We start from the raw sequence: 26,258 nt of genomic DNA on the forward strand, positions 1-26,258 counted from the left end.
GGTCTTTTTTTATGAATATTTATTCCAAACTAAAAAGACCGGAACAAAGTTCCGGTCTTTTATGGAGATAGTGGGAGTCGAACCCATGACCTACAGATTGCGAACCTGTCGCTCTACCAACTGAGCTATATCCCCAGGATTGCGCGAAAATATAGAATTAAGCCTATATCTTGTCAAGAGCTAGTTGCCGCGATTGTCCATTGACGAAAACATCTGGATGATCTCGTCGGTGAACTGTGAACCGGGCAGGCTCTCCGCAATTTCGAGCGCCTTTTCCAAATGGTCCTGTGCTTTGGCTTTGGCCTTCTTGAAAGCGTCCTTGTTGTTGAGCAGGGCGATGATCTTTTCGGGCACATCGGCTTGCTCCGCGTTCTTGATGAGTGACTCCATCTCAGAGCGTTCCTGCTCGTTGCAGTCTGCAAAGTAATAGAGCAGCGGAAGCGTGATGAGACCGTTGCCAAGATCTGTGAATTTCGCCTTGTCCAGATTCTTGCTGCCGAAACCATAGTCCAGAAGATCGTCGATAATCTGGAAAGCAATGCCGAAGTGGCTTCCCATTTCGGCACACTGGTCGGCTTGTTCCTTGTCGAACCCTGCAAGGATTGCTCCAATTCGGGCGGCTGCGGCTATCAAGGATGCCGTTTTCCCGTCGATGATCTTGTCGTAGGTTTCAAATGAAAGATGCATGTCTCCGGTGTAATCTAGTTCTAGAATTTCACCGGCGATTAATTTGTCTGCAGCTTTGGACAGAACGGTCGGAATGTCGTGGGATTCCTCGTCGATGACGCACTGCATCGACTGCGATAGCACGTAGTCTCCTATGAGAACGGCTACTTGGGTACCCCATTCCTTATGGGCCGTTTTCTGACCACGACGGATATCTGTTCCGTCGATGATGTCGTCATGGACTAGGCTTGCCAGGTGCAAAAGCTCGATGCCTGCACAGGCATGTGCCACGCGCTGGCTGCTTGGCTTTTGCTCCCCGCTCTGCGCAATCAGGCAGAGTAGGGTGGAGCGAATGCGTTTTCCCTTGCGACTGAAAAGGGATTCTAGCCTTTCACTGATTCCTGCGGGTGCTTTTTTGGCTACGTCAAAAATGACCTTTTCGGTCTGTGCGAGTTGCTCTTTAACTAGCTCGCGTGCCTGCGACAGCACTGTCTGAAAATCTGCCTTGTTTGGCGCCATCGAAATTAAATATCCAGGTCGTCCAGGACCTTGTAAGCGTTAGATTCAATGAACTTGCGGCGCGGTTCCACGTCTTCGCCCATGAGCATGCTGAAAATCTGGTCGGCGGCCACGGCGTCTTCCACGTAGCACTGCTTGAGGAAGCGTTTTGCCGGGTCCATCGTTGTTTCGGAAAGCTGTTCCGGAGACATTTCGCCCAAACCTTTGAATCGGCTGATGGTCACGTTCTTCTTGTCTTCGAGCTTCGCCATGGCTTCGTCCTTGGCGGTTTCGTCGAACAGGTAAGTGTCCTTGGTGCCGACCTTGAGCTTGAACAGGGGCGGCATGGCGAGGAACACGTGACCTTCGTCGATGAGCGGGCGCATGTAGCGGAAGAAGAAGGTGAGGAGCAAAGTCTGAATGTGAGAGCCGTCCACATCAGCATCGGTCATGATGACGATTTTGTTGTAGCGCAGCTTTTCGAGCTTGCATTCGGTGCCGAGCCCGCAACCGATGGCGTTCACCAGGTTCTGGATTTCTTCGGTATCGAGCACGCGGTGGAGGCTTGCCTTTTCCACGTTCAGAATCTTACCACGCAGGGGGAGAATGGCCTGGAACTCGCGGTTACGGCCCATCTTTGCAGAACCACCTGCAGAGTCACCTTCCACGATGAACAGTTCGCATTCTTTGGGGTCGCGGCTGGAACAGTCGGCGAGCTTGCCCGGAAGTCCACCGCTTTCGAGAACGTTCTTGCGGCGGGCGAGGGTGCGTGCCTTGTGGGCCGCTTCGCGGGCCACGGCGGCGTTGTAGACCTTGTCCAAGATAATCTTGACTGCGGCCGGATTTTCCTGGAAGTATTCTTCGAGCTTTGCACCGAATGCAGATGCCACATAGCCTGCAATTTCGGAGTTGCCGAGCTTGCGCTTGGTCTGGCCTTCGAACTGCGGCTGCGACACCTTAATGGCGATCACGGCGGTGAGGCCTTCGCGGATATCGTCAGAAGTAATGGTGATATCTTTCTTGCCCTTGGGCATTTCCTGTGCGAACTTGCTAATGACGCGAGTAAGGGCTGTCTTGAAGCCCGTCACGTGGGTGCCGCCGTCGTAGGTGTTCACGTTGTTCACAAAGCTAAAGAAGTTTTCCTGGTAGCCGTCGTTGTACCACATGGCGACTTCCAGCGGATACTGGCCGTCGGGGAGTACCAGGTGGATTGGTTCCTGGAACAGCGGGGTGCGGTGCTCGTCCACAAAGCGCACGAATTCCGAGACGCCACCGGGGTAGCAGAAAGTTTCGCTGTGCTTTTCTTCGGTACGTTCGTCGGTAAGGGTCAGACGGAGACCGCTCATGAGGAAGGCGAGTTCACGGAAACGCGTGGCGAGAGTATCGTACACATAGACGGTCTCGCTAAAGATGGTGTCATCCGGATAGAATTCAACGGATGTACCGGTCGTACCGTCGCTTTCGCCGAGGTCCACTTGCGGACCGCACGGAACGCCTCTAGAAAATTCCTGCTGAACCACGCGACCGTTGCGGCGCACGGTAACAATCAACTTGTTGGAAAGGGCGTTCACGCAGCTCACGCCCACGCCGTGGAGGCCCGCAGAGACCTTGTAGGAGCTGTTGTTGAACTTACCACCGGCGTGCAACTTGGTCATCACGACCTGAATGGTGCCCACCTTTTCCTTGGGGTGAATATCGGTCGGAATGCCACGGCCGTTGTCGGTCACGCGGATGCCGTTGCCCGGCAAAATGGAAATTTCGATATGGGAGCAGAATCCGGCGAGCGCTTCGTCCACGGAGTTGTCGACCACTTCCCAAACCAGGTGGTGGAGACCGCGAATGTCGGTCGAGCCGATGTACATGGCCGGACGCACACGCACTGCTTCGAGGCCTTCCAAGACAGTAATGCTTTCGCCGCTGTAGGCTTCTTCGGCCTTTTTCATTTCTTCGGATTCTTCTGCCATTTTCAACCTATTTTTCTTCTTCTAAAACCTTGTGCCAGAAACTTTGCCGGTGAACTTCCTAAACGAAAAGGATGTTCTTCACGACAGGCTTTCCGAGCAATAAATTACACTTTGCAATAATAGCTTTTTTTTGCAAAAAAAGTTCCTGTTTCCAGGCGGAACTATCGCTCTTTAGCGTCAAAATTCCCTTGTTCAAACGCTCGATTTTGACATGGGGCAAAATGAGTGGACCCACGATGATTTCTAGTCCGTCTGTAAGCGATTTTAGCTCCATTTCATCGGTGATGTGGTTCTTGTCCAGAACCATCTGCAACAGTACTCCGATGTCTTCGGGGTGTTTTTCACAGATTGCTTTTTTTCTGCGCTTGAATGGCATAAAAATTAAAGCAACAATAGCTTCGACAGAACGAATCCACCAATCAAAATGCTTGTCATGCCGGCCACCACGGTTGCCTTGGTGCTCTTGCCGACACCTTCGGCGCCGCTATGGGTGTAAAAGCCGAAGAAGCAGGCGTAGCTTGCAATAAAGTAGCCGTAGAGCGTGGCCTTGATAAGTCCCACCACCAGGTCCCAGTTCTGGTAGAACATGCGAACTCCGTAGAAGAACACGGCAAAGGAAACGTCCTTGTAGAGGTGTGCGACTTCGTAACCGCCGACAATACCGATGAAGATACTGATGATGGTGAGTGTGGGCAACATAATGACTGTCGCTATCAGGCGCGGTGCAAGCAAAAACTTGTAGGGGCTGAGTCCAAGAACCTTGTAGGCGTCGAGCTGCTCGGTTACCGCCATGGTGCCCAGTTCCGAACACATGGAGGCCCCGATGCGGCCCGCAAGCACCATTGCCGTAAGGATGGGGCACAGTTCCACCATCACCGACTTGCCGACTGCCATGCCCACAAACATGAGTGGAATGATGTCTGCAAACTGGTAGGCGAGCTGCCATGCCATAATGGCGCCTGTCGCCAAGGACGCCGCCACCACCACGGGAATGCTGGTAAGCCCCACGTGCTGCATCTGTTCGACGGTTGTGTGCAGGTTGCTGATTGCACCGGGAAGGCTCTTGAACAGCATCCAAACAAAATGGAAATAGCTTACTACCGTACGCAGAAATTTCCGGATAAATTTACCCAGACTTTCTGCAATTTTGTTCATCACGGTAATCAAGGATTCACCTACTTTTTCTTGGAATCCTTGTTTGCTTTCTTGGCGGCCTTCTTGTCCGGTGCGCTAATGGCCTTCTTGTAAAGGCTCATGTCGCTCAGGTACTTGATGGCTTCGTTCAGCTGCTTGTCCTGCTTCAAGGAGAAAGCGGTGCTTACGGAATCGTTGATGAAGGCTGTCAAAAGTTCGCGCTTGATGCCGTCCTTGATGTACTGCTTGTTCTCGTCGAACTGGGCGTTGCGGTTGCTTTCAAGGGCGTTGCGCATGTCGGCGATGCGCTGAGCAAGTGCTGTGTCGGTGACTGTTGTTGCACTGTCGCCCATGTAGTTCTGTTCGCGGATAATGCTCTTTTCGAGTTGGTCTACGCCTACCAGTGCGTTGCTCTTCACCTTGGTAAAGTTCGTGTCCTTCATGCAGAAGTCACGGAACTGCGTGAACAAGCTGTCGGGGACTTCCCAGTTGGCGTCGATTTTCACATTGTTCTTTTCAAGGTCGGGGCGAATCTTGACTGCAAACTTGAAATACATCGCCATGCGTTCCTGCACCTGCACGACCCAGGGCATCGGGGAAAGTTCCACTTCGACGTCGGGAGAAATACCGCCGCTGCCAAACATCATGCGTCCGTTGTGGGTGTAGAAGGTGTCAACCTTGGCCGTGTCCTTGTTCGTCGTGTCAGCCTTGGTATCGTCGCCTTCGCTTTCTGCGTATTCCTCTTCCAAGAGCTTCAGACCCTTGATGCCGTTTTCGGGCTTGTTGATGCAGCGTCCGAACGGCAGGTAGTAGAATGCCGTGGTGAGCTTCAGGGCGTTACCCTGGTTATCGAGCGGGAAAATCGTCTGTACGGATCCCTTACCGAAAGATGTCTTACCGATGATCAGGGCGCGGTCCCAGTCCTGGAGAGCGCCCGCAACAATTTCGGCGGCACTCGCAGATCCTTGGTTCAAAAGCACCACCATGGGAACATCGGGCTTCACGATGCCGTTCCTGCGGGCGTGGCTTTCGGTCTTCTGCGTGCGTCCGCGGGTGCTAACGATCACGTTTCCCTGCTTCAGGAACAGTTCGCTGATTTCAATAGCTTGGTTCAAAAGTCCGCCCGGATTGTAGCGCATGTCGAGAATGATTTTCTTCATGCCCTGCTTCTGGAGGCTCTTGAGTGCGTTTTCCACATCGCTGGTGGTCTTGTCGCTAAAGGTTGCGAGCTTGATGTAGCCGATATCCTTAGAGACCATGCCATAGTAGGGAACGGCGTGCACGACGATTTCGGCACGCGTGATGGTGAAGTCCATCAGGTCGGGCACCCCTTCGCGCTCGATAGAAACGGTCACGTCGGTGCCGATTTTTCCGCGGAGCTTGTTCACGGCTTCGTCGAGGGTGAGCCCCTTGGTGTCCTTGCCGTCGATTTTACGGATGCGGTCACCTGCGCGGATGCCGAGACGGAAGGCCGGAGTGCCGGACAAGGGTGAAATCACGGTCAGAATGTTGTCGCGGAGGCTAATGGTAATGCCTACGCCACCGAACTTGCCTTCCATCGAAACCTTCAGACTTTCGTAATCCTTCGGGGAGAAAACGGTCGTGTGTGGGTCCAGAATGTTGCGGATGCCGTTCAGGGCAGCGTCGGTCAGTTCGGTCGGATCCACGTCTTCCACGTACTTGCGGTTGACTTCGGAAAGCACTTTGTTCAGGCGTGATACTTCGTTATAGAAGTCGCCCGGGGCGGCTTTCTTTTCGGGTGCGGCAAAGGGGGTGCTTGCAAGGCTCAAGGCGGCAAGCGTCGTTGCAAAAATCAGACGATAATTCGGCATTTTAAATTTCATGCCCTAAAAATACAATTTCAATTGTTCTATGTTGGGCAAAAAACGGAAAAAACCGGTCGAAAAGGACCGGTTTTTAATATTAAGGAGAGAGAAAAAAAGACTAAAAAAGGTTCGGGGCTTATGCCGCGTCGTTCAGGACTCTCGCGAGCTGCTCGTTACGGAGCTTTTCAAGGGCGGAATCCTTGAGCTGACGCGTGCGTTCCTTGGAAAGGCCTACCATCGGGGCGATTTCCTTCAGGTTCAGCTCGGAATCCATCTTGAAACCGAAATAGAGCTTGATGATTTCCTTTTCCTGTTCGGAAAGGCTGTTGTCCATTGCCTTGTTGAAAAGCTTGCTTCTGTTGTTCTTTTCAGCGAGGTCGTCGGTGCGGAATTCTGTTGCCGCAATGGTGTCGCCGAGAGTCATTTCGCCGTCTTCGCCAACGGGTGCGTCGAGCGATGCGGACTTGTTGCCCATCATCAGGATCTTTTCGATGTCGTTAGCCTTGTACTTGGAAACGCCTTCGAGACTTTTCGGGTCAAGCATGAGGCCGCCGCCTACAACCTGGTGCATAGTGCCACCCTTTTTGGCAAAGCGGCGGAGCACGAGTTCCTTTTCGGCGCTGATGCGTACTAGGCGCCCGCGTTCAGCGATGGCGCGTGTGATGTTCTGACGAACCCACCAAACGGCGTAGCTGATGAACTTGATTTTCTGGGAGTGGTCAAAGCGGCGTGCGGCTTCGATAAGTCCCATATTGCCTTCGTTGATGAGCTCGTTTACATCGAGCCCCTGACCTTTGTAAAGGTTTGCAATATTCACTACAAAACGGAGGTTGCCCTTGATAAGCATGTCCATAGCTTCGCGGCTACCTTCACGAATCTTCTGGAGCAAGACCTTTTCTTGTTCCTTGGTGAGCAGCGGATATTTAGAAATATCGTTCAGGTACTGGAAATAAACATCCCTGTCGTCGCGAACGTGTGTATTCTTTGTCATATCAGCCTCGCTGTTTATGGTTTCGTTTACGTTTCTAAATTTACCTCCGTTTTCATTTTGAAGTGTCACAGATTACGCAGGTCTTTGCAAAAGTTATTTGCGAATTTCGTCAAGGAAAAAGGCACTTTTGTCATATTTTTGTCATGAAGCCCTTTTTTTTGCCCAAATAAGGGCTATTTTTGTGACTGCAAGAGGATAAAATGACGACAAAGTATGCAAAATCCGCCCTTAGGGCCTTTTTACGCCGCAATTATGAACGTTTAGCGGAACTTCAAGAGGCTCAATTCGAGAAAAATGAGCGGGAATTGATCGAAATCGTGGGCGATGAGAACGACACGCAGTATCCGATTCCGACTTTTGCGCTGATGATTCTCATTTGGATGTTTATTCTGTTGTTTCCGCTAATATTGTTGCTGGATCCGACATATCCGATGACTCCGGTGTCGTTTATCAACCTTGCAGTCTACTACTTGCCGCTTTTGGCCACTTTCTTGACCTTCTTGGTAAACCAGCGTTATCTTGTTCCTAAGTGTTTCTTTAGAAAGCGCTATGTGGTGTTTTTTGTCGGCAATGCCCTGTTGCTTTTCTTTTCGTTGCTTGGGCGCGAGGTGTTCTATTTCCTGCTGCAACGCAAGGCGGGAGAAGGCATCGTTGAATTCTTTAGCAACTATTGCTTTAGTGCGGGGGCCGGGCGTGGACATTTTTCCGTATGGACGGTGCTCGTGTTCCTGATAGCTCTTGCGCTCATCTGCTTTGTGTGTATCTTGATTTCGATGTTTACGAGACAAATTATCAGGGCTTTTATATTGCGCGAAAAGAAACGCTCAACATTGGAATATGAATTAAAATTCTTGAAGAACCAGCTATCGCCGCATTTCTTGTTCAATACCTTGAACAATATTACTAGCTTGATTCGTATAGACCCTGGCCTTGCCGAAACAAGTATGACGAAACTTTCGCAATTGATTCGCGTAATGCTTTACCAGACTGGCGACAAGTATATTTCGCTTAAAGAAGATGTGGGTATTTTGGAAAAGTATGCGGAATTAGAAAAGTTGAGACATGACGACTCCTTTGATTTCAGGTTTGAATACGAACTTGAAAATCCGGATTGTCTGGTGGAACCCTTGTTGATGATGCCCTTGATGGAAAATGCGATGAAACACTGCGTGAATCCAGACGGCAAGAGCTTTGCTCATATTAAGATTGTGCAGCAAGGCGATAAACTTAGCTTTGTGAGCGAGAACAGTAATTTCCCGCGCAAGGCAAAACCGAATGCGAGCGGGCTTGGGCTTTCGACCTTCAAGAAACGCCTAGAACTTATGTATAGTGGCCGTTACCGCTACGATGCTAGCGTAGAAGGTGGCATATACAAAACGGAACTGACTGTGGAATTGAAAAAAGACTCCGTGTAAACGCTGTATACACTTTTTTTGAAAAGTTTGAGCAAATCTCTTTACAGGAAGTTTTTCTTTATCTATAATTCTTGGTGGAGCAATAAAATAGTTTTTAGATACATCTGTAAGCTACGGGTGTATCTTTTTTTGTTTTAGTGCTCCTTTCTTATATGGCTTAATAGATTTCGTCGGCTTGCGAACGCCTGTCTGACAACAAAAATCAATCAATTGGAGGTCCTATCGATGAATAGGATAACAAGGTGTGCAGCCTTGGTGGGGACCGTATTGTCCCTGTCGAGTTTTGCACAGGTCTGTAACGAAGTCTCGCTGTATAAAAACGGTGAAGTAGGAAAAATGGAATCGATGACGTTCCCGGAGGCGCCGGAATGGAGCGCGAACTGGGGCGAAATGGAGGCGCTTACCCCGCCTTACATTCGCTGGTCTGGCATGAAGGACAAGGCGGGGGACTGGACGGGGCTGCTTTCCCTGAACAACTTGCCTGCCACCGTCCAGGGCGGGAATGTGAACATCAAGGTGCGTTCGACGCAAAAGGCCAAGTTCGGTGTTTGGGTTGCGGGAACATTTGGAAATAGTGGCGTCAAGTTCTTCGAACTCGATGCGAACCGAACCTATGCGCTAAATGTCCCTGTCAACGAATTGCTCGGAAATTCTCCAAGGAGCGTTGAAAAACTCGGTATCGGCTTGTTTGATGTGCCTGCGCATCAATACACCACCTTGTTTGTGGACGATGTCTTGCTGAGTTGTGTGCAAGTGGCGGAAAACGAATCTGCGGACGATTTCATTGAGTCGTTTGATTATCCGTTTGAAGACATGAATCCGTCCAAAGCATACCGCAAAGGAAAGTTTGTTGACGAAACCTTCCCGGTAACATCGGCCGCCTATGCAGATGATGTCCGCCTGAAGTTGAAGGATTCTACACAGATGGGTTTTGTCTTGAACATCGACGAGTTTGAGCGAATTAACAATTTCGTCAATTCGAGTTCCATGTCGCCCAAACAATCCCGAGAAGGCTGGTTCCGCAGTATGTTCCTTGTTGAACGGAACCGGTTGCAGGATAGCTTGATTGCGAACCCGAAATCGCTTTTTTATGAAGCGGAGTCTTTTGCGGCTTCGACGGATAACCGTCTTACGCCCCTACTTGTCGGCAATGTGGATTTTGCCTATAGGGCGTGCGCAGATTCGTCTTGTCAAAAGACCATGATTCAGAAATCCCGAGCACTCCTTGCGGGTCTGCCTATTAGCTGGGTGAAAGGGGCTCGTCTTAAGGTGTTCTACGATCCGTATTTCGTGAGTACAAACCGGAGCACATTGCCTAAGGTGGAAATCTATTCCGCAGGAAGGTGGAATGTTTTGAATGTGGGTTCGTCCCTGGAACTGGAATTTGAATCTGCCGGTGTCCAAAAAATTCAGGTTCGCCTGACTGAAGGTGGCCTGACGGTAAACCAGAATCTTTTCGTGGAGGTGAGGTAATGATTAAGAAGATATGCCTTTCTGTATTGATGGCTATGGTGTGTTCGTTTGCGGCCTATAGCGACTTCTATTTTCAGGAGAGCTTGTTTAATGGTGGCCTTTGTGTTGCCCGTACTCCTGCGAATAAGGCTCCTTTAAACGCTCAGGCTAGAGCCTGTGGATTTACCAGTTTCAGGGATGCCGTTCGAATCCGTATTTTTGAACCTGCAGAAGACCTTTCAAGTCGGTTCCGAATTGCTGTGAAAAGGCCGTTCTTTATCTTGGATGGTATTTACCTAAGTACAGAAGGGGTCCGCACGCTTTCTGAACTGGAAGATGAGGCAAACCGTCTAGGCATCATGGATGTCCTTGTGGAACTCGGCTATACGCCTGTTCTGGTACAGTTCTCCGAAACGGTTCGTAGACCGTTGGAGAAGAATGCTTCCTATTTTTACAAACTTCTTCAGTTCATCAATGAAAATAAGCTTATCGGGTTTTCAAACAAGATCGAAGATGGCATGGTGGTGATGGGCATAAGCCAGGGCGGTGTATTGGGCCGTTATGGGTCATACCTGTACGATACCCATAGAAATAAACAGACAGATGCTCCGATTCGTCTGTACGCGTCGCTAGATTCGCCACACCAGGGAGCTGTCTTGCCGCTATCTCTGTATTACACCATTGATTTTTGGTCGACGGCGGGCGGCTCGTCTGCAGCAGAAGCGTTCAAGGATTTGCTGAACGGCTCGGGCGCAAGTGAACTGCTTTTGTACGAAGGCGAGAAAGTGGGGCGGGCTGTCTATGACATCTATGAATACAAGGTAAAGGCCACCAGCGACAGGTTCCTGTTCGGGGCTTATCGTAGTGCTGCCGAATATAAGGGATTTCCTTCGGTGTTGGTTGCTCAGGGACAGCTGAAGGGCGGTGCGCCTAAACATTTCGATACTTATTTTGAGTTGAATCGTTCTGCCAAGAAGGCGGGCATATTGCTGGGGCGTGCTGTCAGTGAGATGCGTTCCAACAATGGAACGGTCGAGCAGATTGCCCGAAACCGAGTCTACGAGGCTGGCGGTGATAATGAGATGAAAAACAAGGGAGACTCCCGATACGATTTCATTCAGGGCAGTACCTATCCCTTCGCGGAAACTATGTATCAGAGCCTAAAATCTGGCTTTGAAGACGCCATGCCAAGTGGTATGAAAACTCATGTATTAGGCGCGTCGATTTCTCTGTCTACGGCCTGGGAAAAGGATGTACTGTTGCAAAAGAACAGTACCTTCATTCCTACGGCAAGCGCTATGGATATGAAATGCAGCGGAAATCTAGCTATTAGAGGCTATTGTGCGTTCACGCAAAATTCACAGAATTTTCCCTTTACGAATCCTGGTGCCCGAAGCTCTGCGAATGCGGTGTATGCGGTGGATCCGACCCATCCGCGCTATTCCGAACCGATTAGCGGCAGGCATATCGAACTGCCGGAATCGAATGACAGACACAAAGATTCCGTTGTGATAAACGGTTTCCGCGTTGACATGTGGCGAATCCTTTGTGAACTTGCCAATGTCGACTTTGATGGCGAAAAAAGAGAATACCGAAATGAAAATCTTGCATCCCTGTTTACTCCGGGGACAAATTGCATGGACCAGTCCAAGATGCCGTTTTTGCTGAAGAACAGTGGAAACCTGCAAAGGAAAAATTTGGCTTATGCATCGTTTGATTATTCTGTGACTCCTGCGCTCCTTTCGCGTTGGCTCAACTTTGATGTGCCGGCGGGTTGGCAACGTGTCGCCAGTTTCGACAATGGGGGCGACATTCCTGAAAATAGTACCTTTGAAATCGACATCAAGGTCAATAAGGCTAAGGGAAATTGGATGAAGGCGGAACTTTTACTGTTGAAGGGAAAGAACGGGGCGGGTCAGGTCCAGTTGCAGGAAGTGGATGTTCCCTTGGATGGGAATCGCTTTACGGCAAGGTGGAAATTACCCTTTAGCAAAGAAGTCCTTCAGTCTTACAGGTGGTTCCGCCTGGTGCTAAATTCAGATGGAGCATCTGTATCTGTGAAAGAACCTAGGCTGGTGCATGCCATTGATGGAAATGCGATGTCAGGCGAAAAGGTATCAAAGAACATTTTCCCGAATTCGAATTATAAAACCTATGGCTGGACCGAAGAAACATCTCTTTCGACTTATTCGGACGCTCTTGGCTCTGGTCTTGAATCGAACTTTGCGAAGGTGGCTAGCGGGTTCCATTTTGATTTTTCCGGAATGAAGAGCATGGATGGTTTTTCGGGTCTGAGCGTGGTTTACTGGCCGGGCACATGCCAAAAGACGAAAGTGTACTTCGATTCCTTCAAGAAGGGTGCCGTTTCCTTGAGAGGTGGGGCTAAATCGGGCAACTTTATGAAGGTGGAAATCCCGCTTTCGAAGATTGTCGATGTATCCATGACACCGCAGAATAAGTTCGCAGCGTTCAGGCTGACAATGCAGAGCGATGCTGCCAGTGAAAAATGCATCGTCAAGTCGGTTTCTTTGTATTAAATAATGTATCTTTAGAGCGAGTGGTTGGGTGCCCTCGCAAAGGGTATCACTTCATTTTGTGTAGGAGATAAAATGAAAAATCAAATTGTTTCGGTAGCTCTTGTTGCCGCCACTTCGGTGCTGCTAACAGGTTGCCTTGAACCCTCCGCTCGTTCTATGGGTGCGACTCTGATGCCGGCCCCGTTAACGCATAGAGCGCCTGCCGACACCGCATCAGAAATGTCTCTGACAGCAACTGGTTTTTGGGGACATACGGATGATGCTTATAATGTGAGCAATCTTGATGCTGGTGGCGGAAGCCTCGGCCTGACGTACCGCTGGTCCGGAAAAATGGCTCCGTTCTTTTTGAACGCTGCTGTAGGGGGCTTTGGTGGTTCGCTGAAGTTTAGCTGCGACGATGAATACGGTTGCGACAAGGGGAGTACTTTTGACAAAAAGTATATATCCTGGCTAGAGACGGAAGAAGGACGTGAACAGTATTCGTTCTGGAATATACAAGAAAGGATACTTGTCGGTGCTGATGTCAGTACGTCTTCGGTCATTATCGGTATGGGTGCTGGCCTTCAGTTCTTCCAGGGTGCGTCGGATCATGATGACATCCGTTCTGCGTTGGACGATGTTGAATGGGTGGACGATATCGATGGAAAGAACGACTTTGGCTTTATGACCGCCTGGTGGTTTGGTTTCAATTTCGGACAAAATGCTTCTAATGGCAACATTGTTCTTGAATACGACATCCTGCACAAAGGTGGTATGGACGACTGGACCTCTTCACTCAAGCTTACCTATGCACATCCGACAGGATTCTTTGTCGGCGGTGCTAACAATAGCTTGATGGAGTGGACCGTTTACGCAGGCAAGAACTTCGTTTTTTAACTGCATCATTGCGAAGATTTAAGGCGAGTCCGCCTCGAGCAAGACGTGGTAAACGCAATCTATGAAAAAAGAGCCCCGGCGTGATGCCGGAGGCTCTTTATAATTTGTCTAAAACAAATTACTTGAGGGTCTGAACCTGCACGTCCCAGCTCTGGTTGCCAAGAGCGATGCGGTAGGTGCTTGCGGCGCCGGCCTTCATGTTCTTGGTGTCCACTGCCGGAGCAGCGTTCGGGTCCTTCTTGGGAACGCCAATGTGGCGGTTGCCCTTGAGGAACTCGATACCCTTGTTGCCAGCCTTCGTCTGGAGGCAGCCCGTGATGAAGATGGTTTCGTCGGTAACCGGCAAACCATTTTCTTCGAGGAGAGCCTTGGCCTTCGGAATGCCCGGTTCGAGAATTTCTTCTGCGCACTGGACGCCCGGATAGGCTTCCTTGAACGGCTTCATGTTGAACTGGTCGGCAGCGATCTTCACGAGTTCCGGATCCGGTTCGCAAGGAGTCTTGCCCTGGTAACCGAGGAGCATCTTGCCGTAGCCTTCGGTCATCTTGAACCAAGTACCGCGGCCTGCGGCCTGGTTCAGGGTGTTCATGTAAGCCTGCTGGAAGTAGAACTGAGAAACCGGCGTCACAGAAGAAGCAAAGCCGCCACGGCGGACGCATTCACTCATGTTCTCGATAACCTTCGGGAACAGGTGGAAGGTCTTGGTTTCGCGCATCATGAGGGTGTTGGCGGTAAGAGCGCCACCCGGCATGGGGCTGAAGATCACGTCGGTGGTAATCTGACGGGCTTCAGGCGGGAAGTTGTAGTCCTTGAGGCATTCGACGGCGACGTTGTTGGCTTCCATGAGTTCCGGAATGTGATCGTCGACGATGCTGTCTTCACCGAGGGCGAGCTTGTATTCCGTACCCTTGAGGGCGTGGAACATGGAGAACAGGTCGGGCTGAGCCGTACCGCCGGAAAGCGGCTTGCGGCCGAGGTCGACGCCATCGGCGCCACCTTCGATAGCGGCCTTGTACTGGGCCACACCGGTACCGCAGGTGTCATGGCTGTGAATGCGGAGTTCCACCTTGTCACCGAGGAGCTTGCGGGCGCGCTTGAAGGTCTCGTACACCTTGGTCGGGTTCGTCGTACCGGAAGCGTCCTTGAAGCAGACGGAAGCGAACGGAACACCTGCGTCCAAGATGTTGCGGAGGATGCGTTCGTAGAATTCCGGGTTGTGGGCGGCGTTGAGGTCGCATCCCGGAGGAAGTTCCATCATGGTCACGACGACTTCGTGTTCCAGACCGGCGTCGGTAATGCACTTGCCGGAGTAGATGAGGTTGTTCACGTCGTTGAGGGCGTCGAAGTTACGAATACGGGTCATGCCATGCTTCTTGAACATGTCGGCATGGAGCTTGATCATGTCGCGCGGCTGCGGAGCGAGGGCCACCACGTTGATACCGCGGGCGAGGGTCTGCAGGCGGATGTTCGGGCCGACTACGCGGCGGAATTCGTCCATCATGTCGAAAGCGTCTTCGCCGCAGTTCTGGTACAGGGCCTGGAAACGGGCGCCGCCACCAGCTTCAAAGTGGGTGATGCCTGCCTTCACGGCAGCTTCGACCGCGGGCATAAAGTCCTTGGCGAACACACGGGCACCGAAAATAGATTGGAAACCATCGCGGAACGAGGTGTCCTGGAACTTGATCTTTTTCATTTGTGTCTTCCTATGGGATAAATCCCTGGTTTTTACTGTACAATAAAATACGGGGGGAAAGATAGAAAAAGTAGTGGTTGGTGATTGGTGATTAGTGGTTAGAGGATAGCTGAAAAAAGGCTTTTAGGCAAAAAGCGAGAAAATGATGTTTTTTTGAGGATTCGCTAATGACCCTGGACGAAATCATTGACTACCTTGAATCTGAAAAGATTCCTTGCATTGATTCTGCAATGGAACCGTAAAGGGTTGTTTGATTTATCCGGCGACCAAATTCACGATGAGGGCGATTAGACCGCCTAGCAGCAAAACGGCTATGGCGACCATCGAGACGAAGGTCCACTTGGCGTATTTTAGGAGCTTTACCAGGCTTGCGTTCTGGTTTCCGATAAACTGTTGAATCAGGTTGATGCCTGCTGCGAGCGTAAGGCCCGCATCATCAATCCAACCTATGATGGGAACGTCTGGAATGAAGTCTATCGGAGAGGCGTCGTAAGCCAAGGCAGCAAGCATCAGCAACACCGCCAAAGCCTTTTTCATGTTCGAAGAATTTTCTTCCACTGGAACATCTTCCCGGTGAATTTCGTGAACTTCAACTTCCTCGATCTTGTCTTCATCTTTTGCCATGGTGTTTAATATAATAAATTTGCCGATTGAGATTTTCATGCAAAAACTTAATGCAGTAAAATGGATCAAAGGGCTAGGGGCTCCCCTAAAACCCCTTTGCAGAAGATTCCTTTGTCGTCTGCATAACTTTTTCGATAACTTCTTCAGGGGTCACGAAGTTCAGAACACTATAAGCCGAAAATTCCGCACCCATATCCTTGAAACTAGCCCCGAAATGGTAAACCATATCATCTACAAGCAAAAATCGGTCGTGAATAACTCGCATGGTCTTTAAATCAAATTCTGGATGCTGTTTTTTGTATAGCGCAGCCTCCTCCTTGAATTGGTGCGAAATCCGTGCGGAGTAAATGGTGGCGGCAACGCCTTCCGCTTTCATTGCGGTAAACTTCAATGCACTAATGTCTGCATATGGGTCAATAAAAACGATAGATCGTCTTGCTGATTTCACAAGGTCTGCGATCAGCACGTAGCCGTTGAATCTTGTGTTTGGGGCAATAATACCGCCACTTGGAAGTTGTGCGGCCTTCACGAAGAAATCAATGTGATTTTCGACAGCTCTGATGCGGGCGTTTTGCGATTCAACCGAAACCTTCATTTCGGCGATTTCTGCATTTTGTGACTCCAGCTTTTTTTCTTGCTCTTGAAAACGGCTTTCAACCTGCATTCCGGCTGCGAGCATCCGACGATTGAGGCTGTAGCCCTTGAGCAAATGGTCCTTGAGAACCTGATTTGCCCAACGACGAAATTTTACACCATTTGCTGATTTTACCCTATAACCGACAGAAATAATGACATCTAAAGAATAGATGGTCGTTGGCTTATACTTGGAGAGAGTATTATGCAAAATTTGCATATTACCTTCTTTGGTGATTTCTCCTTCTGAAATAGCGTTTTGAATGTGTCTGGCAATAACTGATTGATTTTTCTGAAACAACTCAGCCATCTGCGCCTGTGTAAGCCATACGGTTTCGTTTTCAACGTGCACTTCCAGTTTTACTTCGCCTTCGGGTTGGTAAAGTACGATTTCGCCGGCAGAAACTAGCGGATTCGGCGTATCTTTTCTTATACTCATAGTAGTCCTTTTTTGAGGTGCATATATACTATACACGCTTTTTTCGGACTATTGAAGCCTTTTTAGGACGAAATTTTACAATGATTTACAAAGGTGGGGGCGTGGTGACTCTATCCCTTGACTTTATGTCAAATCTGATATATATTTGAGATGATAAGGATTCGTGTATGGAAAAGGCGAAAAAAGAAAAATTGCAGAAGAAAGGCTGGAAAGTCGGTGATGTGGATGAATACCTTGGCCTGAATCCAGCCGAAATGGCTATTGTTGAGATGAAAGTAGCCTTGGCGAAGGCTTTGGTTGCAAAACGAAAGGCTTGTGGCGAAACACAGGTTTCCGCTGCAATTTTGGCAAAGACAAGCCAGTCTCGATATGCTAAGGTGGAACATGCTGATTCTAGTGTTTCTCTAGAACTGATGATCAAAATGTTCTTTGCCTTGGGCGCGAACAAGAAAGAATTGATGAAAGTTCTTGCGGATTGATGTACAGCTTCGGATCAAAATGTTTAGTCAACGGAGACTTTTATCCATTCTCTGATCTGGTTTGCTATTGAGCGGACTTCGTCAATGGTAAGACTTTCTTTTGTATTTGCAAAAAACTTTGGGAAACTATTTTCATTTAAAATCCAATAATTGGAAAATTCATTTTGAGGGTTTTCAATGTAAGCGCCGATGATAATTGCTACTTTCTGAATGGGGTAGTCGCGTCCACAAAGTGCGTTCAATTTTTCATGAATGAAATTGGCTTCACCGTCCATTTGGTTTAAAAGTGTTGCACACTGATGACCGTTAAACATTAATTTGCCGTTTTGAAATAAAAACTTATATCCCTTCTTTCGGTCGTAATGTTTTGTTTCAATAGTGAAAATTCCTTTCGTGCTAATAATAAGATGGTCTACATTGAAACAATCGCCGCAAATGTCATGGAAAACTCTAACGGAATCGTTGCTTAATTTGTTCAGCGTTTCTCCGACTAGCCTTTCGCCTTCCATTCCTTTATAGCAATTACGAATATGCCTTAATAGTTTGATGGACTTGCGAATGCCGTAGATGAGAAATATTCCTGTAAATACAGAAAACATTATGGCCATTGCCAAAGTTATTTCCAAGAGTTTGAAATAGAAAAGCCAAATGAACAGAGTTAAAATAAAGAATGCAATAAACATTCCCCAAATGGTGAAATAATTCTCATAATCGGCATCGATTTTCTTTTGGAGAGATTCTCCTTGAACATGTGTGCGAAATTTCTTTCCCATTTTACTAATCCTAAAATTTTTGAATTGCTTTCTTTTGAATATAACTTAATAATTCTTGAAAAGGAATGCATGTGTACAATTTCATGCGGTTAAAGGAGATCCCGGCTCTAGGCCGGGGAAGACATTTGTGACGGAATGTGCTGTAGATTGCTTCGCGCGGAGCGCTCGCAATGACGCGGGGGTATTCCAACTTGGACTATAAAAATGTTTACATTCGCTGGTTTGGCGAATGGGGTGGTTTGTATCTTGGAGGTGGGGCGGTTGGTTGCCCCGATAACACGGAGGTCCATCATGAAAAGCGTAAAAATAATGTTGTTTGTAATGCTAGCCGTTCTGGTATCGACCTCTTTCGCTGCCAGGAAGGTTAAGTCAAAGTTGGGGGACATCGATGTCACAGCTCAGAAAGGTGGTGGCGCGGTTGTCTGCACCGCTCACTTCAATGACGAACTGACGATTCTCAAGGATTCCGATACGGAGGTTCTTGTGAAGGGAAGTTGCGGTCAGGGGTGGGTCGCGAAATCAAAACTCGAATATGTGGCGCAAGGCCCGGGTGATAAAACGGTCACTTTCGACGAGTTCAATATCCAGGCATGGATTGACAATCAGTCGGTATTCGATGTTCATATTGATAATGTCGAGGATTTCGAAGGGGTTACGATTGACCGTGACTTTAGAGAATACTTGACTTACACGATTGATCGCGAACAGACTGAAATGCATAATGGCGAAAACTGATTTAACCATGGAGGTGTTTAATCCGTAGAATAATCCCTGCGCAAGCGGGGATTTTCTATATTATGGGTATGAGTTTGATAAATACCATAGTCGTTGCAGGTGGTACCCACGGTAACGAACGGACTGGGGTTCGCCTTGTTCAGAAATGGATGGAACACCCGGAGTGTTATAATTCGCTCTGTAGCGCCAAGGTGGATTTGGTGCTTGCTAACCCCGAAGCGGTGCGCCTGAATCGCCGCTATCGCGATCATGACTTGAATCGCGCTTTTTCGCAGACTTGCTTAGATGTGACGGTGGAGCCGCAGCAGTACGAGTTCCGTCGAGCTAAGGAACTGAATGCTTTGTATGGCCCGAAGGGGGCCGCCACCAAGACGGACCTGCTTCTGGATGTGCACAACACGGGCTCAAACATGGGCTATTGCCTGATTCTTTCGGCGCGCGACCCGTTTACGATGCGCGCTTCGGCGGTGCTGACGCAAGAATTCAAGGATGCTTGGATTTATTACCAGCCCGAAGAACGCTCCGCTTCGCCGTATTTTGGAACGGTGGCGAAGGCGGATGTGTGCATCGAAATTGGCCCGCAGCAGCATGGAACGCTGGATGCCGTGATTTTCGAGGAAACGGAACGCCTTGTGAAGCGCTACCTGGAGCTTGCCGAGGAATGGAACCGCGGCGAATTGCAGAAAAGGGCGCCAATCAAGGTGGATGTTTACACGCAGTTCAAGGATTTGGGTTACCCCAAGCCGCAGGGCGGTGGACCAATCCAGGCGATGATTCATCCGGATTTGATGGGGCGCGATTATCGCGAACTCAAGGATGGCGACAAACTGTTCCGCACATTCGACGGCGAAGATATTTTGTACCATGGCGAAAGTCCGGTGTATCCGATTTTCATTAGCGAGCCTGCGTACTACGAAAAGGATATCGCGATGAGCCTGACCACAAAAACTGTTGAACAATGGTAGAGTAACGTCATTGCGAGCAACGCGAAGCAATCCAAAAAAGAAGAGCTTTATGAGTGAAGAAAATGAAGAATTGAAGGAAATTTCGGGTGAAGAACGTCTGAAGAATTTCATGGACTTGGTGCAGAACCAGAAGAACGAACCCTGGGATTCTAGGTTGTTCGAAATTCTGGATGCATTCGAGGATTTCTTGACGCTTCGTCCAGAACCGCCGCAGGAATGGCAGGAAACTTACGCCAAGAGCGGAAAGGAATTCGACTACTACCAGGTGGTGCTGCCGCAGGATTTCCAGGACCCGTACGAAGACGACTTGGGTAACATTCGCAGGCTGCGCAACGAGTTTGAACGCACGCCTTCGACGATGGCGCTTGAACACGAACTGGTGAGCCGCAACTACTTCATTTTTGAAAATGGCCACGCCGAAGCGATTCCGGCTCCGCGCCCGATGCTGATGCTTGAAAGCAAGGATCGCGAAGACGACGAAGAGGAGCAGGAAGGTGACATCACGTGGGATTGCTGCATTTCGATTTTCCCGGACGGCAGCTACATTGCCTACAACTTGAATCACGATGACGAAGAGGAGCTCGGCGAAGATTTTAAGGCCGAATTCGACAAGCATATCGATGTGCTTTCGAAGTTGCAGCTCGTGATTCCGGTGGAAGGCCGCGACTACGGGATTCTGAATAGCCGCTGCTAGGCGGCGTTTGAATCAATGACCCAATTCGAAACGGAAATCTACCTGCGGTATAGGCAAATTATTGAATCGCAGGGTGTGGGAACGAGTGTGCTCGCAGGGGGCGAGTCACCTGCGCCGCGCTACACGCACATGGAAGATTTGCTGGACCGTTACGATGCGTTCTGCTTTGACGGTTATGGCACGCTTTATAACCGCGGGGGCTTTGTTTACGAGGGCGCGCTGGATTGGTATACAATGCTGCGCGCCGCGGGCAAGGAGATGCGCCTGATTACGAATGCGGCCTCCGATGTGGATTCGGTGCTTGCGGCCGATGCGGGCAAGCGAGGCTTCGCGTTTAGCGAGGCCGAGACGATTTCTTCGGGGAGCCTGCTCAAGGATTTGTGCACGGAATTGCGCGGTTGTGGCAAGGCTTTGAGCGAAGTCTACTACATCGGGCGTGAAACGGGAAAGCATGTGCTTGAAAGTTGTGGCATTAAGGCGGTAGCTCCGGCGGCAGAACCTGTGGAACCGATTGTGGCGATTTCGTCGGCGAAGGATACGCCTGAAACATACGAACAAGCGGTAAAAATTTTAAGGCGGCCGGGCTCGATGCTCTTGGTGTTGAATTCCGATGCGTGGGCGCCGAAGATTCCAGATGAAAATGGTGTGACGGTTCGCGAACCGGTATCGGGCGAGCTCAGCGAAAGGTTGCGCCGCGATTCCATGTGCGAGGCAAATGGGGGTGCGGGTTGCGAAACTTATTATTTAGGCAAGCCGTTCCCGGCGATTTGGGAAAAGGTCAAGCGGAGCTTGCCTGAAGGTTCGCGCGTGCTGATGGTGGGCGATACCTTGGGTACGGATGTGCTAGGGGCTCGTGTGGCTGGGTTTGACTGCGCCCTGGTGGTGGGCCGGAATGTGCCTGTGGATGAACTTGAGGCGGATGAAAAGGCTTTAGGGATTAGACCGGACTGGTATTTGTGATTTTTTACATTTCTTTTTTACAAAAAGGGCCTTTGAAACGATAATGGATAAGAGGTCGCTGTGAAAAAGATTTCTTTACTCCTAATTTTTTTGTTGGTTGCTTTTGCTTGCGCCGGCGGATTCCGCGATTCTGTCGTCGTGAAACGATGGACAGCCGGAGCTCGATGCAATCATCATTTGGCTTACTTGTCGATAGATTATCCGGTTAGTGGCCCGTCTTTTGTCGTGGAGCCAATTCGTGACTGGATTGATTCTGAGGTATCCTGTAACGGCCATATCCGAAGTGGCAGGAATCCAGCGAAGAATTGCCTTGAATGTGTTGCCGAAAATGACGAAAGTCTGAAAGCCAATTTTGAGGTTGAAGATGCGTCTGTGTTGGGAAGTAGCTATGATTCGACTTGGATTGTCTATAGGTCGCAGACGAAGAGTACGATTGCATACGAAATTCGGTCTTCGGGGTACGCGTTGGTGGCCGCGCATGGTTGGTATAATTCGCCGACATTTGTTTTGTTGAAGGGGGAGTCCCGTCCTTTGCTGTATCACGATATTTTTGCGTTTCCCAAGAGTGCGATGATTCGCTATGTGAGGGAATTGGCACGGACGGAACCGAGTAATCAACACGATTGCGGTGTGAAACTGGGCTTCTCTGATTTTGACTGGATTTTCCCGACTTCGGAGGGAATCGCTTTTCAGTGGCATACTTATGCGGTCAATTGTGGTGCGTGCGGCAATGTCGTGTTGATTTTGCCGTATGAACGGTTCCGCGGGATGTTTACGAAAAAATTCTACGAAATCCTGCCGGAATTTACGAAATAAGTTGCTGGAGGCGGGGAAAACGTGCAAAACGAGTGTTGCAAAATTATGCTTGCATAATTTTATAACCGAGTGAAGCCGTGGACGCCGTAGGCGTCAAAAGGGTTTGTTAACTCACAATATTCCTTGCTGACGCAAGGTTGCGATTAAAACCTTCGGGCTCAATGCTCGATACACTTGTTAATGAGTTGGGAAAGGGTTTGACAGCTTCGCCAGTCTCCGCTTACGCGGCTGGCTTGCCGCCCTTCGGGCTTACTGCTTGCGCAGTAAGTCCTAAATTCTTTTCACGGGCTTGCGCCCACAAAAGAATTTAGTCGAACCCTCGACTCGGCTTCATCCCCTTTCCCGTGCTTTTTAAAATAAAAGACCAGGTCTTTGACCTGATCTTTTATTTTAGAGCGGGAAAAGGGTTTCGAACCCTCGACATCGACCTTGGGAAGGTCGCGCTCTACCAACTGAGCTACTCCCGCGTTTGGCGTTAATTTAGAAAAATTGCGCCGTTTGTAAAGGGGTTTCGCTCTTGGGGTATGTTCTTTTGCTTGTTTTTTCTATCATTGGAGTATGCCTTATTCTCGCATTTCTCGTTTAAGTCGTTCTGTTGCTGTTGGCTGCGCCTTGTTTATCGCCGTGCCGCTGATTCATGCCGAAGAAAAGTCCATGTGGACAAAGTTTGTGGAGTTCTTCAGCCCGTCATCGTCGGTAGAAGGCGAAGGCCCCCTGTACGATGAACTGCGGGAGCTAGACCGGAAAATCAACCGCGTCGAGGGTAAGTACGCCCGTGAACGTCGTCCGATGAATAAGGACCGCTATAAGAAGGAACTGGCTCAGCTGAAGCAGGACCGCGAGGCCTTGCTGAAAAAGATCGAAGCGGAGGAAAAAAATAAAGGCAAGTCTTCCTCGGTGGTCGCATTGTCCTCTTCGGCAGCAGCAAAGTCTTCCTCTTCGCAGGCTGCGGTATCATCTACCGTTGCGGAATCTTCATCTGGTGCAGAGATCGCATTGGCTGATTCCACTGCGGTGGCCGTTTGCAAACCGGATACGGTGTACGTGCGCGATACGGTCGTAGTACACGACACCTTGTTCGTGATGCTTGCTCCGAAGCCGGAACCTGCTGCGGCTCCGGCGGATACAAGTAAAAAGTGATTGCCTTTTTTTGGTAAAAGAGTCTGTTTCGGACCAAGTCCGGGAAGACATTAAGGGTTAATCGTAAAACCGCGGCGGAAGTTTTCGATGAGGCAGCAGCTGATGCTGACATCGGTTTCGTATTCGGGGATGTCTTCGCGCTTCACCCACAGGGCTTCGGAAAGTTCTTCCTTTTGCATGTGGATGGTGTCGTCACCGTCGAGTTCTGCGGTAAAGCCTGCGATGAGGGAGTCGCTGAAGGGCCACGGCTGCGAACCGAAGTAACGGATGTTTTTCACGCGGAGGCCCGCTTCTTCCATGACTTCGCGGTGTACGGCCTGCTCCAGGCTTTCGCCAATTTCTACGAATCCTGAAATCAGGAACAGCCTCGGGTTCGGATTGTCGATGTTGTGCGCCATCAGGAGCTTATCGCCGTTTCGCACAGCAACGATGACCACGGGTGAAATTCTCGGGTAAACGATGTTGCCGCATTTGGGGCAAATGATGGAACGTTCGTGGTCGCCGCGAATGGTCACATTCCCGCATTTGCCGCAGAACTTGTTCAAGGATTCCCAGTGGGCGATGTGAGCAGCGGTGGCGCCGCCCATGCGTTCTACCGGATTCATTCCGCGGAAGGTTCGATTGCCCATGAACTCGAATCCTTCGGGGGCGGCACTTGCTGCCGAGTCCGTCTTGCCGGCAAGACTGTCATCTAGGAAAAACGCCGTGTCATCGATGCTGAAAAGGTAATGACCTTCGAAGTCGGCGAGCGTTTTGCCTTCGACAGCGAGGAGTTCTCCGACTTGCGGGATGACGTAGCCTTCGTCATTTTTTTTGAGAAGCGTCTTGGATCCATTGTAACGAATCAAAAAATCCGTCGGTTTCGGGTCTTGAACCCGGAACTCGTTGCTCAACTTATGGGGCAGAATCTCGTGAATCACGATTTATTCCAGATACGTGTAACCGTACAGGCCGCCACGGTAGATGTTCAAGAATTCCTTGCCTTCTTGCAGGGTAATCTTGCCTTCCTTCACGGAGCGAGACACCCAGTTTTCCATGGTGCGCACAAGGGCCTTGTCGCTGAAGTTCACGTAGTCGAGCACGTCTTCAACGGATTCACCGTCAATCACCTTGTCGATTTCGTAGCCGCCCTTGTCGTTGCAGACAATGTGGACGGCGTTCGTGTCGCCGAAGAGGTTGTGCAAATCGCCGAGAATTTCCTGGTAGGCGCCCACGAGGTAGACCGCAATGTAGTACGGTTCGCCATTCTTTAGTTCATGCAACGGGAGAGTGCGGCTCACGTCGCCGCCGCGAACGAACATGTCGATTTTACCGTCAGAGTCGCAAGTGACATCCTGGATAGTCGTCTCGACTGTGGGTTCCTCGTTCAGGCGCTGGATAGGCATGAGCGGGAAAACCTGGTCCACGCCCCAGCTGTCCGGCAGACTCTGGAACAAACTGAAGTTGCAGAAATACTTCTGCGCCAAGAGGCGCGGGAGTTCGCTGAGTTCATAAGGCGGATGGCGCAAGTCTTTTGCAAGTTGGTCCACCTTGCGCACGATGCTCCAGAACAGACGTTCGCACATGGCACGGGTGGGCAAGTCATAATCGCCCACCTTGAAACCGTTGAGCACATCGTCGTTCAACTGAATGGCATCGTGCCAGCTTTCCAGCAGGTTCTTCGGGGTAAGTCCCTTGTAGATGCCGTACAAGTCCTTCAATGCATCGGGAGCGTCGTCGTCAATCTCGTGCGTGTTCTCGTCGAAGAACGCCTGGCCGGCCGTTTCAAGCACGTTGAACACCAGAATGGAATGGTGTGCAGCGAGTGCACGGCCCGATTCCGCGATGATGTTCGGGTGTTCGACTCCGCCGTTTTCGCAGGCTTCGAACATGGCGTACACCACGTCGTTCGCATATTCCTGAATGGAGTAGTTCACGGAACTTGCGTTGGAACTGCGGGTGCCGTCGTAATCGACACCGAGGCCGCCGCCTACGTCCACAAATTCAAGGCCCATGCCCATCTTTTTAATTTGCACGTAGAACTGCGAAACTTCGCGAAGGCCGCTCTTGATGTGGCGGATGTTGGTAATCTGGCTACCCAAGTGGAAGTGGATGAGCTTCATGCAATCTTCCATCTTCTCTTGCTTGATGTAGTCTAGAGCTTCCAACAGTTCAGAACTGTTGAGGCCGAACTTACTGTGGTAACCGCCGGATTCTTCCCACTTGCCGCTGCCGGAACTTGCCAGCTTGATGCGTATTCCGATATTCGGACGCACGCCGATACGGCGAGAAAGTTCCACCACCAGGTGGAGCTCGTTCATCTTCTCGACGACGATGAAAATCTTCTTGCCCATCTTCTGGGCGAGAAGCGCAAGTTCAATGAAGTCCTCGTCCTTATAGCCGTTGCAGATAATCAGCGAATCCGGGTTGTCCATGTTCGCGAGCACCGCATGAAGTTCCGGCTTGGAACCGGCTTCGAGACCGATGTTGTACTTTTTACCGTGGCTAACGATTTCTTCCAAGACAGCGCGTTGCTGGTTCACCTTGATCGGGAAGATGCTGTAATAGCTCCCGTTAAAGCCGTATTCCGTGCGAGACTTGTTGAAACATTCGTTGATCTTTTCGATGCGGCTGTCCAGGATATCCGGGAAGCGAAGCAGCATCGGAGTGGAGACGTCGCGGAGCGAAAGTTCCTGCACCAGGTCGTACAGGTCGATGTCCGGACCGCCTTCCTTGAGCGGGTGAACCGTAGCATGTCCCTTTTCGTTGATGTCGAAAAAGTTCACGCCCCAACCCTTGACGTTGTACAAGTCGCGGGAATCGTCAATGCGCCATTTTTTCATGTTCAATCCTTCGGATTGTAGCTATGAGGTCGGGCTTCGCCCTTTGAGCTGTGAGCTCGGTCGCCCTTATGCTTCGCTTCAGGGCTCCCTTTGGGTTCAAGTTAGGCGCCAAAGGCGCGAGTAAAA

Annotated in this window: 23 protein-coding genes and 2 tRNA genes; 11 read left to right on the forward strand and 14 right to left on the reverse strand. The window is 50.0% G+C overall.

Features of this window, described 5'->3' with window-relative positions:
- Positions 1-62: 62 nt before the first annotated feature.
- The 7 genes from ACKI61_RS08760 to ACKI61_RS08790 form a co-directional block, all read right to left on the reverse strand.
- Positions 63-135, reverse strand: a tRNA-Ala gene (locus tag ACKI61_RS08760).
- Positions 136-180: 45 nt separating this feature from the next.
- Entirely contained in the window at positions 181-1,185 is a 1,005-nt protein-coding gene (locus ACKI61_RS08765) for a polyprenyl synthetase family protein (RefSeq protein WP_407457358.1), read from the reverse strand.
- 5 nt (positions 1,186-1,190) lie between these two features.
- The gene (gene gyrB / locus ACKI61_RS08770; protein WP_407457359.1) at positions 1,191-3,128 is read right to left on the reverse strand and encodes a DNA topoisomerase (ATP-hydrolyzing) subunit B; all 1,938 of its coding nucleotides are present in this window, start codon (positions 3,126-3,128) and stop codon (positions 1,191-1,193) included.
- Positions 3,129-3,186: 58 nt separating this feature from the next.
- Positions 3,187-3,504 carry a DUF721 domain-containing protein gene (locus ACKI61_RS08775; RefSeq protein ID WP_407457360.1) on the reverse strand — a complete coding sequence of 106 codons (318 nt, stop codon included), beginning with the start codon at positions 3,502-3,504 and terminating at the stop codon, positions 3,187-3,189.
- Positions 3,505-3,509: 5 nt separating this feature from the next.
- Positions 3,510-4,283, reverse strand: coding sequence for an MlaE family ABC transporter permease (locus ACKI61_RS08780; protein WP_407457361.1), 774 nt, complete (start codon positions 4,281-4,283; stop codon positions 3,510-3,512).
- A gap of 20 nt (positions 4,284-4,303) precedes the next feature.
- Entirely contained in the window at positions 4,304-6,106 is a 1,803-nt protein-coding gene (locus tag ACKI61_RS08785) for a S41 family peptidase (protein ID WP_407457362.1), read from the reverse strand.
- Positions 6,107-6,224: 118 nt separating this feature from the next.
- A complete protein-coding gene (locus tag ACKI61_RS08790) occupies positions 6,225-7,079 on the reverse strand; it encodes an RNA polymerase sigma factor RpoD/SigA (protein ID WP_407457363.1) in 855 nt (284 codons plus the stop codon).
- Between the two features lie 200 nt (positions 7,080-7,279).
- Here ACKI61_RS08790 and ACKI61_RS08795 point away from each other — a divergent pair, with 200 nt between their 5' ends.
- From ACKI61_RS08795 to ACKI61_RS08810, 4 genes are all read left to right on the forward strand, one after another.
- Positions 7,280-8,494, forward strand: coding sequence for a sensor histidine kinase (locus tag ACKI61_RS08795; protein WP_407457364.1), 1,215 nt, complete (start codon positions 7,280-7,282; stop codon positions 8,492-8,494).
- Between the two features lie 225 nt (positions 8,495-8,719).
- Positions 8,720-9,967: a hypothetical protein gene (locus ACKI61_RS08800; protein ID WP_407457365.1), complete on the forward strand. Its 1,248-nt coding sequence runs from the start codon at positions 8,720-8,722 to the stop codon at positions 9,965-9,967.
- Entirely contained in the window at positions 9,967-12,483 is a 2,517-nt protein-coding gene (locus tag ACKI61_RS08805) for a hypothetical protein (protein WP_407457366.1), read from the forward strand. The genes ACKI61_RS08800 and ACKI61_RS08805 overlap by 1 nt, the downstream gene beginning before the upstream one ends.
- 72 nt (positions 12,484-12,555) lie before the next feature.
- Complete coding sequence (locus tag ACKI61_RS08810) at positions 12,556-13,359, forward strand: hypothetical protein (protein WP_407457367.1); 804 nt, start codon at positions 12,556-12,558, stop codon at positions 13,357-13,359.
- Between the two features lie 118 nt (positions 13,360-13,477).
- Here the strand turns inward: ACKI61_RS08810 and ACKI61_RS08815 are convergent, their stop codons facing one another.
- From ACKI61_RS08815 to rhuM, 3 genes are all read right to left on the reverse strand, one after another.
- On the reverse strand, positions 13,478-15,052 hold the full coding sequence (locus ACKI61_RS08815; RefSeq protein WP_072976800.1) for a biotin attachment protein: 1,575 nt from the start codon (positions 15,050-15,052) through the stop codon (positions 13,478-13,480).
- A gap of 255 nt (positions 15,053-15,307) precedes the next feature.
- Entirely contained in the window at positions 15,308-15,676 is a 369-nt protein-coding gene (locus tag ACKI61_RS08820; RefSeq protein ID WP_407457368.1) for a DUF1232 domain-containing protein, read from the reverse strand.
- Between the two features lie 85 nt (positions 15,677-15,761).
- A complete protein-coding gene (gene rhuM / locus ACKI61_RS08825; RefSeq protein WP_407457369.1) occupies positions 15,762-16,748 on the reverse strand; it encodes a RhuM family protein in 987 nt (328 codons plus the stop codon).
- A 167-nt stretch (positions 16,749-16,915) separates the two neighbouring features.
- On the opposite strand from rhuM, the gene ACKI61_RS08830 reads away from it, so the two are divergent.
- Complete coding sequence (locus ACKI61_RS08830; protein ID WP_407457370.1) at positions 16,916-17,227, forward strand: transcriptional regulator; 312 nt, start codon at positions 16,916-16,918, stop codon at positions 17,225-17,227.
- A 23-nt stretch (positions 17,228-17,250) separates the two neighbouring features.
- Here the strand turns inward: ACKI61_RS08830 and ACKI61_RS08835 are convergent, their stop codons facing one another.
- Entirely contained in the window at positions 17,251-18,000 is a 750-nt protein-coding gene (locus ACKI61_RS08835) for an NERD domain-containing protein (protein ID WP_407457371.1), read from the reverse strand.
- A gap of 321 nt (positions 18,001-18,321) precedes the next feature.
- On the opposite strand from ACKI61_RS08835, the gene ACKI61_RS08840 reads away from it, so the two are divergent.
- The 5 genes from ACKI61_RS08840 (at position 18,322) to ACKI61_RS08860 (ending at position 22,170) form a co-directional block, all read left to right on the forward strand.
- A complete protein-coding gene (locus ACKI61_RS08840; protein ID WP_407457372.1) occupies positions 18,322-18,735 on the forward strand; it encodes a hypothetical protein in 414 nt (137 codons plus the stop codon).
- 68 nt (positions 18,736-18,803) lie between these two features.
- Positions 18,804-19,700, forward strand: a complete 897-nt coding sequence (locus ACKI61_RS08845) for an aspartoacylase (RefSeq protein WP_407457373.1) — start codon at positions 18,804-18,806, stop codon at positions 19,698-19,700.
- Between the two features lie 49 nt (positions 19,701-19,749).
- A complete protein-coding gene (locus ACKI61_RS08850; RefSeq protein ID WP_407457374.1) occupies positions 19,750-20,394 on the forward strand; it encodes a hypothetical protein in 645 nt (214 codons plus the stop codon).
- 15 nt (positions 20,395-20,409) lie between these two features.
- Complete coding sequence (locus ACKI61_RS08855) at positions 20,410-21,354, forward strand: HAD-IIA family hydrolase (RefSeq protein WP_407457375.1); 945 nt, start codon at positions 20,410-20,412, stop codon at positions 21,352-21,354.
- Between the two features lie 60 nt (positions 21,355-21,414).
- Positions 21,415-22,170 (forward strand): DUF3298 domain-containing protein, encoded by a 756-nt coding sequence (locus tag ACKI61_RS08860; RefSeq protein ID WP_407457376.1) that lies wholly within the window; start codon positions 21,415-21,417, stop codon positions 22,168-22,170.
- A gap of 394 nt (positions 22,171-22,564) precedes the next feature.
- On the opposite strand, the gene ACKI61_RS08865 is transcribed toward ACKI61_RS08860, so the two are convergent.
- Positions 22,565-22,637, reverse strand: a tRNA-Gly gene (locus tag ACKI61_RS08865).
- Positions 22,638-22,728: 91 nt separating this feature from the next.
- Between ACKI61_RS08865 and ACKI61_RS08870 the strand changes: the two genes are divergently transcribed.
- Positions 22,729-23,310, forward strand: a complete 582-nt coding sequence (locus ACKI61_RS08870; protein ID WP_407457377.1) for a hypothetical protein — start codon at positions 22,729-22,731, stop codon at positions 23,308-23,310.
- 50 nt (positions 23,311-23,360) lie between these two features.
- Here ACKI61_RS08870 and nudC read toward each other — a convergent pair whose 3' ends face one another.
- The gene (gene nudC, locus ACKI61_RS08875; RefSeq protein WP_407457378.1) at positions 23,361-24,230 is read right to left on the reverse strand and encodes an NAD(+) diphosphatase; all 870 of its coding nucleotides are present in this window, start codon (positions 24,228-24,230) and stop codon (positions 23,361-23,363) included.
- 3 nt (positions 24,231-24,233) lie between these two features.
- Entirely contained in the window at positions 24,234-26,132 is a 1,899-nt protein-coding gene (gene speA, locus ACKI61_RS08880; RefSeq protein ID WP_407457379.1) for a biosynthetic arginine decarboxylase, read from the reverse strand.
- Positions 26,133-26,258 lie beyond the last annotated feature (126 nt).

Origin of the sequence: Fibrobacter sp., assembly GCF_045601785.1 — a bacterium.
Classification (GTDB): Bacteria; Fibrobacterota; Fibrobacteria; order Fibrobacterales; family Fibrobacteraceae; genus Fibrobacter.